9 protein-coding genes are annotated in these 7,421 nt (G+C 67.2%); all 9 read right to left on the reverse strand.

Annotated features, from left to right (window positions below):
• Nucleotides 1-182, reverse strand: a 182-nt coding sequence (locus AC2VOG_RS15460) for a DUF6390 family protein (RefSeq protein ID WP_486940759.1), incomplete at its 3' end; no start/stop codon positions are given.
• Between the two features lie 35 nt (nt 183-217).
• Nucleotides 218-1,348 carry a hydrogenase formation protein HypD gene (gene hypD, locus AC2VOG_RS15465; RefSeq protein ID WP_486940753.1) on the reverse strand — a complete coding sequence of 377 codons (1,131 nt, stop codon included), beginning with the start codon at nt 1,346-1,348 and terminating at the stop codon, nt 218-220.
• A 67-nt stretch (nt 1,349-1,415) separates the two neighbouring features.
• Nucleotides 1,416-1,688 (reverse strand): HypC/HybG/HupF family hydrogenase formation chaperone, encoded by a 273-nt coding sequence (locus tag AC2VOG_RS15470; protein ID WP_486940754.1) that lies wholly within the window; start codon nt 1,686-1,688, stop codon nt 1,416-1,418.
• A gap of 96 nt (nt 1,689-1,784) precedes the next feature.
• Nucleotides 1,785-2,897, reverse strand: coding sequence for a hydrogenase expression/formation protein HypE (gene hypE, locus AC2VOG_RS15475; protein WP_486940760.1), 1,113 nt, complete (start codon nt 2,895-2,897; stop codon nt 1,785-1,787).
• Between the two features lie 47 nt (nt 2,898-2,944).
• On the reverse strand, nt 2,945-3,610 hold the full coding sequence (locus tag AC2VOG_RS15480) for a D-sedoheptulose-7-phosphate isomerase (RefSeq protein ID WP_486940755.1): 666 nt from the start codon (nt 3,608-3,610) through the stop codon (nt 2,945-2,947).
• Nucleotides 3,607-4,329, reverse strand: a complete 723-nt coding sequence (locus AC2VOG_RS15485) for a HypC/HybG/HupF family hydrogenase formation chaperone (protein ID WP_486940756.1) — start codon at nt 4,327-4,329, stop codon at nt 3,607-3,609. Before AC2VOG_RS15485 ends, AC2VOG_RS15480 begins: the two co-directional genes overlap by 4 nt.
• Nucleotides 4,326-6,656, reverse strand: a complete 2,331-nt coding sequence (gene hypF / locus AC2VOG_RS15490; RefSeq protein WP_486940757.1) for a carbamoyltransferase HypF — start codon at nt 6,654-6,656, stop codon at nt 4,326-4,328. The genes AC2VOG_RS15485 and hypF overlap by 4 nt, the downstream gene beginning before the upstream one ends.
• On the reverse strand, nt 6,649-6,894 hold the full coding sequence (locus AC2VOG_RS15495; RefSeq protein ID WP_486940758.1) for a HypC/HybG/HupF family hydrogenase formation chaperone: 246 nt from the start codon (nt 6,892-6,894) through the stop codon (nt 6,649-6,651). The genes hypF and AC2VOG_RS15495 overlap by 8 nt, the downstream gene beginning before the upstream one ends.
• A 3-nt stretch (nt 6,895-6,897) precedes the next feature.
• The gene (locus AC2VOG_RS15500; RefSeq protein ID WP_486940761.1) at nt 6,898-7,392 is read right to left on the reverse strand and encodes a hydrogenase maturation protease; all 495 of its coding nucleotides are present in this window, start codon (nt 7,390-7,392) and stop codon (nt 6,898-6,900) included.
• Nucleotides 7,393-7,421 lie beyond the last annotated feature (29 nt).

Raw genomic sequence — 7,421 nt, forward strand, 5'->3', positions numbered from 1 at the left:
CGGTAATCCAGCGGATCGGCGATGCCCGTCAGCCGCGACAGCACCCGCAAATACGGCCAGGCGCCGGAAAACTGCGTCGCAGCCAGCCGCACAGCCTCGACCGAGCCGTCGCGCAAGGTGGCGCCGAGCGGGGGGCCGCAGTAGCCCAGTGCGTTGGGAGCATGGGCGTAGCGCGCGAACATCTCGACACCGGCAGTGTCGAGCTCGGCGTTGACGGTCACGTGCGGCCCACCAGCTTGACCGCGTCGCGGTGCATCCGGCCGAAGTTGTAATAGGCCGCACACGCTCCCTCGGGTGACACCATGCAGGTGCCGATCGGCGTCTCCGGCGTGCAGGCGGTACCGAAAACCTTGCATTCCCAGGGCTTGAGCACACCTTTGAGTACCTCGCCGCACTGGCATGCCTTGGGGTCGGCGACCCGCACGCCGGGCATCGCGAACCGCAGTTCGGCGTCCAACTCGGCGAAATCGTCGTGCAGCCGCAGTGCGCTTTGCGAAATGAATCCCAGCCCACGCCATTCGAAGTGTGGGCGCAGCGCAAATACCTTGCCCATCAACGCCAATGCGGCCGGGTTGCCGTTTTCGGGGACGACGCGCTTGTACTGATTCTCCACTTCGCAGCGGCCCTCACGGATCTGACGCAGCAGCATGGTGACCGCAGCCAGAATATCCAATGGCTCGAATCCAGCCACCACCAACGGCTTTGAGTAGACCTCGGGCACGAACCGGTACGGCCGGTTACCCACGACCGTCGAGACATGTCCGGGGCCGATGAAGCCGGACAGCCGCAGATCCGGTGATTCCAGGATGGCCTTGATCGGCGGCACGATGGTGACGTGGTTGCAGAACACGCTGAAATTTCGCAGGCCAAGGTCGCGGGCGCGAACCAGCGTCACCGCGGTCGAGGGGGCCGTGGTCTCGAAGCCGATGGCGAAGAACACCACGTGTTTGTCGGGGTTGTCGACAGCGATTTTCAGCGCGTCCAAGGGGGAGTAGACGAACCGCACGTCGGCGCCGCGCGCCTTGGCGTCCAGCAGGCTGCCGGCCGAACCGGGCACCCGCATCATGTCGCCGAAACAGGTGAAGATCACGTCGGGTTGGCTGGCCAGCCACATCGCGTCGTCGATGCGGCCCATCGGGATGACGCAGACCGGGCACCCCGGGCCGTGCACCAGCTCGACGTTGTCGGGCAGCAGGTGTTCGATGCCGTGCCGGTAGATGGTGTGCGTGTGCCCGCCGCACACCTCCATGAACTTGAAGTGGTCGGACCCGCTACCCGCCAGGTGTTCGATGGCGGCCAGCAGCTTGCGGGCAGCCGCCGGATCGCGGAATTCGTCGACGAATTTCATGGCTTTCCCCTTAGGTTTGATGTGCCCGACTCCCTCGTGCCGTTACCGGCCCGCATCGTCGCCGCCCTTACACGATCGCCGACGAGTCGAAGGCTTCGATTTCGGTGGTATAGGCCTCGCCGAGCTTCTTGACTGCGGCCAGGGTCAGCAACGCCTCGGTCTCGTCGATCTTGGCCATCGCGAACCCGACGTGGACCAGCACCCAGTCGTCGGGCTCGGGCATGTCGCCCTCCAGCAACCGCACGCTGATCGTGCGCTGCACACCGCTGACGTCAACCTTCGCCAAATAGTTTGCCGGATCGGTGATCTCAACGATCCGTCCCGGAATCCCAAGACACATGTGCGGTCTCCTCCTTTCGTTGCGTTGACTCTGCGCCCAGTGCGCAAAAGTGCGAGAAGGGTGCGCCATCAGCGCAGAGTCAACGCCTCCTCTTCGTCAGCAGATCCGCGGCAGCGGGTCGCCAACCAGCATGTCGACGATCCGGGTGCCACCGAACCCGGTGCGCAACACCACGCTTTCGGCCGGTTCGGTGACGATTTCGCCGACCTCGGCAGCGTCGACGCCCAGCGGATGCGAGCGCAGCGCCGCCAGCCCGGCGTCGGCCTCCTCGGGCGGGACGACCGCGACGAATTTACCCTCGTTGGCGACGTAGAGCGGATCGATGCCGAGCAGCTCGCACGCGCCATTCACCATGGGCGCCACGGGCAGTCGATCCTCGTCCAAGAGCACTCCGAGTCCGCAGGCCTGGGCCAATTCGTTGCAGACGGTCCCGACCCCGCCCCGGGTCGCGTCGCGTAGCCAGCGGGTGGAGGGCGCCGCCGCCATCAGTAATTCCACCAGCGGGCTGAGCGACGCGGTGTCGGAATGGATGTCGGCCTCGATGGCCAGATCACCCCGGGCCAGCATCACCGCCATGCCGTGATCGCCCATCGAGCCCGAGAAGAGCACCTTGTCGCCAGCGCGTACCGAGGCGGGCGAAAGTGTGCGGCCCGAAGGAACGACACCGACCCCGGTGGTGGTGACGAACATGCCGTCGGCGGCACCCCTGGGCACCACCTTGGTGTCCCCGGTGACGATCTGCACGCCCGCGTCGGCGGCGGCGGCCGCCATGTCGGCGACGATCTCCTTCAGCTCGGCGATCGGAAAACCCTCCTCCAGCACAAACGCCGCCGAGATCCAACACGGGACCGCGCCGGACATCGCGACGTCGTTGCAGGTGCCGTGCACCGCGAGCTCGCCGATGGAGCCGCCGGGAAAACGCCTGGGCTGCACCACGAATGAATCGGTGGACATCGCCAGGCGCTCACCGCCGGGCAGCGTGATCACCGCGCCGTCGCCGAGTGACTCCAGCAGTGGATTGCGGAAGGCCTCCATGAACACCGCGTCGACGAGCGCGGCGGAAGCCTTTCCGCCCGCGCCGTGCGCCAGGGTGACATGGTCGTCGAGTAAGCGAGGACGGCGCCTGCGAAACACTTCGATCCGCTCGATCACCTCGCCTTCGGCGAACTGCGGCCCCGACGACAGGTAGTCCCCAGCTGCTGTGTTTATTCGCCGCTCCTCCCCATCGCTTCGCTCTGTATCGTCGCAGGCGCTGTTCATGCGGCCCCCACACCTTGCTCGTCGGACCGTTGCTGGGTGGCCGACCACAGTTGATAGCCCAGCAGCGCTTGGGATTCCTGAATTCGGTGCACGCTTTGCGATCTAACGATGAAGCAGGCGTCCACGTTTGGGTTGTCTGCGAAGGCGCCGCCGTCGTATCCGGCGAAACCGACCGTGTACAGGCCGCGCCGGCGCGCCTCACCCAGCGCGGCCAGCAGGTTGGGCGAATTACCGCTGGTGGACATCGCAATCGCGATGTCACCGGCGTTTGCACGGGCGATCAACTGGCGGGCGAACACCAGCTCGAAACCGACGTCGTTGCCCAGCGCGGTCAGTATCGCCGGATCGGCGGTCAACGACCACGCGGGTAGCGGCTTTCCGGCCGGCGGGCGGGAGAACAATGCGGCCAACGTGGTGGAATCGGTGCAGCTGCCGCCGTTTCCGAAGGTGAATATCCGTCCGCCGGCTGCGAACCGGCGTGCCATCTCGGTAGCAGCCCGATCCAGCAGGTCGGCGTTGGCTTCCAGTGTGGTGCGCCGCAGCGCCACACTCTCGGCGGCCTTCGCCTGCGCTGACGCGGCGAGATCGGCAAGCAGCGATTGCGGGTCGTCCTGCTGTGCATCGATGAACGGATACAGGAAATTGGTGGGTTCTTCGCTCACGAATCTGCCTCTCCCTCTTCGATGCGGCTGATCGCGGTCCCGGCGTGCACCAGCACCAGCTCACCCGCGTCGACCGGGTCGATCAGCGCCGTGGCCACGCTTTCTATGCCGCGCGCGGTCCGCACCGCGGCGATCCCACCGGTCGACGGCGCCACCACCTCGCCCAGGCGTCCCTCGTCACTGCACGTGAGGCAAACCTCCGCAGCAGATGCGGGTTTGAGCAATCCCGAGTGCTCAAAACACACGTGGGTCAGCTCCCACAACAGGTGATAGAACAGCACGAAGCCACCCGTTGCCGGGACACGCGGGTCGGGGTCGTCGAGCCACAGCACGTGATCGGCCGCACCCGCCGTGGGTCGGTCACCGCTGCCGATCCAGATTGTGGTGGCGCCCCAAGCTAAACCGCGGCGCATCACCGAACACACCTGCGCGTCATCGGCGCCGCCAACCCCGATCACGATGTCGCCGGGCCGGACCGATACCCGCACCAGGTCGATCAGGTTCGATCCGGTCAGGGCGACGGCCGGCAGTGCCCGCTTTCCCATGATCACCGGGTGCACGAACTCGACCGCGATGTGCAGTGCATGCGGCTCCCACGACGGCGCGATCGACCACATCGTCGCGCCCGCCGCGAACCGCTTGGCCAGTGTGAAGGCGGCCGCGGCCAGATCGGCGGCCAGTTCGGCGCCGAGCCCGCGATCGATCGCAGTGGTGGTCATCGCAACTCAGCCATTGCGGTCAACACCGAAATCGCGGCCTGACCCAGCGCCAGCCCGCCGTCGTTGGGTGGCACCACGTGATGGGTTAGCACGTCGAATCCCGCCTGCTGCAAGCGTTGTCGGCACCCGCGCAACAGCACCACATTCTGGAACACCCCGCCGGTCAGGCCCACTAACCGCACCGGTCCGGCAACCATCTCCACCACCTCGACGACGGCGTCGGCCACCGCGCGGTGGAATTCGGCAGCCAGCACCGCGGGTTCCACACCTGCGCGCAGCGCCGACACCATCGCGCGCAGCATGCCGGCGGGGTCGATCACCCCGTCGGCGCGAACCGCCAGCTTCAGCTCCGGGCCCGCGGTCTCGCCCACAGAATCGGCGAGCGCCTCGAGCTCGATCGCGGCCTGGCCTTCGTAGTCGATCCGCTGCCGCACCCCCAGCAGGGAGGCGACAGCGTCGAACAGCCGCCCCATGCTGGAACACGGCACACACCCGGTGCCGGATTCCAATTGTGAACGGGTGAGCCGTAGTTCGGCCGGCGTCGCCGCGCTCACCGGAGGTAAATCCGTTGTCCAGTCGATACCGGCCGTCCACAACTGAGACAGCGCCATGCGCCATGGATTGCGCACGGCCGCATCACCGCCCGGCAGTGGTACCGGCATCAGGTGGCCGGCCCGGACGAACGTGTGGCTGTCCGTTCCGAGCTTGAGAATCTCCCCGCCCCAGATGGTGTGGTCGCAGCCGTAGCCGGTGCCGTCAAAGGAAACCCCGATCACGGGTTCACCGAGACGTCCGTGCTCGGCCAGCAGCGACACCACGTGCGCGTGGTGGTGCTGAATCAGATCCAGTGGCCGAGTACCGGCACGGCGCTCCGCCCAACTGCGGGTGTGATAGCCCGGGTGCAGGTCGGCGGCCAATCGCACCGGCTGGTGCCGGATTTCACTGAGTTGGCCCACCGCGCGTTCGAACGCCCGCAGGGTTTCCCATGTCGCCATGTCACCGATGTGGCCGGAAAGGTAGGCGCGGGCACCGTCGGTGAGGCAGAAGGTGTTCTTCAGTTCGCCGCCCACCGCCAGCACCGGCGGGCCGTCGCGGCCGAGGTCAATGGGCAGCGGCGCATAGCCGCGGGACCGCCGGATCGGCAGTTCGCGATCGTCCACCACCCGCACCACCGAGTCGTCACAGGGCACATGGATCGGGCGGTCGTGGTCGAGCACCGCGTCGCACAAGGGCCGAAGCCTCTGTGCCGCATCGTCGTCGGTAAAGCAGATGGGATCATCGGAGCGGTTCGCGCTGGTCAGCACCAGGGCCTGGGGTCCTGGCGCTGGGGCACCCGGGACCGGTGCGAGCAGCAGGTGGTGGATCGGCGAGTACGGCAGCATCAGCCCGAGCAGTGGGCTGCCGGGCGCGACGGCGTCGGCGAGCGGGGCGTCGCGGCGACGCCGCAACAGCACGATCGGTCGAGCGGGACTGCAGAGCACCGCGGCTTCGGCGTCGTCGATGTGTGTATAGCGACGTGCGATGTCGAGATCTCGCACTAGGACGGCGAACGGCTTGGCGCCCCGCGCTTTACGGGTCCGCAGCGCAACCACCGCCGCCTGGTCGTCGACCCGGCAAGCCAGGTGATAGCCGCCGACGCCCTTGATCGCGACCACGGCACCCGCGGCCAGCGCCTGCTGGGCGGCGCCCAGCGCGGCATCGGATCCGGCGACCCGTTCGGTGCGTGCGTCGAACCACAGCGACGGGCCGCAGTCCGGGCAGGCGATCGGCTGCGCGTGGAAGCGGCGGTCGGCCGGGTCGTGGTATTCGGCGGCGCAGCGTTCGCACATCGCGAACGCCGACATGGTGGTGGCCGGCCGGTCGTAGGGCAGGGCTCGAATGATGGTGAACCGCGGACCGCAGTTGGTGCACGTCACGAAGGGGTGCCGGTAGCGACGATCGCTCGGGTCGAACAGCTCGGCGATGCAGTCGTCGCAGACGGCGATATCGGGTGGGATCGGGGTGGCGGCACCGGCGGCCGGTTGGCTTTCCACGATGCGAAACCCACTGTCGCAGCCCCCGTCAGCGTCGACGTCGGCGACGTGGACGGCACTGATCGATGCCAGCGGTGGCATTTCGGCGCTCAGCCGGCGACGGAATTCGTCAATGCGGGCGCCGGGTCCCTGCACTTCGAGGAAGACCGCGCCCGAATTGTTGCCGACAAATCCGGTCAGTCCCAGGTCGGTGGCGATCCGGTGGACGAACGGACGGAACCCCACCCCCTGAACGACGCCGGTCACGGTGAACCGTTTCCGGACGTCATCGATGTGCACCAGCGTCTCAGGCATCGTCGCGGCCCCGGCCCATCAGCTCCAGACCGGTCATCGCCTGCTCGGCGCCGGCCCGGTCGGTCTTCTCGACAACGAAACCCATGTGAATGATCACCCAGTCGCCGGGGGCAAACGTCTCCTCCGGCAACATGCCGACATTGACGTTGCGTTGTTTTCCGGCGACGTCGACCAGTGCGAGTTGCCCTTCGTAACCATCCAGCATGCTTACCACTTGGCCCGGTATGCCCAGACACATCGGTCAGCCCCGCCTTTGCGCCGACGTCGCCGGCGATCGAGTCCGCAGGCCCGCGATGACTTGCGCGACGGCGTCGACGGCCCGTGGCACCGCACCCGCGACGGCCTCGGTGAGACCGATGCCGTCGTCGACGCTGCCGACCTCGCAGCCGATGACGACCGTATAGGGCGGTGTGCCGCCGAGCGCCGTCAGGCTCTCGAACACTGCGGCGGGATCCATGCTGTGGGTGTCCAAAGCGCCGGTGGCCGTGTGTGATTCATGGTCGGCCTCGAAGATGTGCAGAGCCCCCGGGCTACCTCGGTTGGGCACCGCGTCGACGAGCACCAGCGCATCCCAGCCGTCCAGCAGGTCATAGGCCAAGTGCATGCCCCCGATGCCATAGTCGACGGCCCGCACGGCCGAATCGTCCTGTCGGACTTGGACATGCCGAACTACCTCGGAGCCGAACCCGTCGTCGCCGAGGAAGATGTTGCCGATGCCGGCCACCAGGATGCGCACTGGACTCGGACCGCCCGGTGACCCTACAT

The organism is Mycobacterium sp. TH-M11, from assembly GCF_057473725.1.

What these genes read in the sequence shown, in the direction of transcription:
- hypD (WP_486940753.1), bottom strand. Translation starts at nt 1,348, where the DNA reads ATGAAATTCGTCGACGAATTCCGCGATCCGGCGGCTGCCCGCAAGCTG.
- AC2VOG_RS15470 (WP_486940754.1), bottom strand. Translation starts at nt 1,688, where the DNA reads ATGTGTCTTGGGATTCCGGGACGGATCGTTGAGATCACCGATCCGGCA.
- AC2VOG_RS15485 (WP_486940756.1), bottom strand. Translation starts at nt 4,329, where the DNA reads ATGACCACCACTGCGATCGATCGCGGGCTCGGCGCCGAACTGGCCGCC.
- hypF (WP_486940757.1), bottom strand. Translation starts at nt 6,656, where the DNA reads ATGCCTGAGACGCTGGTGCACATCGATGACGTCCGGAAACGGTTCACC.
- AC2VOG_RS15495 (WP_486940758.1), bottom strand. Translation starts at nt 6,894, where the DNA reads ATGTGTCTGGGCATACCGGGCCAAGTGGTAAGCATGCTGGATGGTTAC.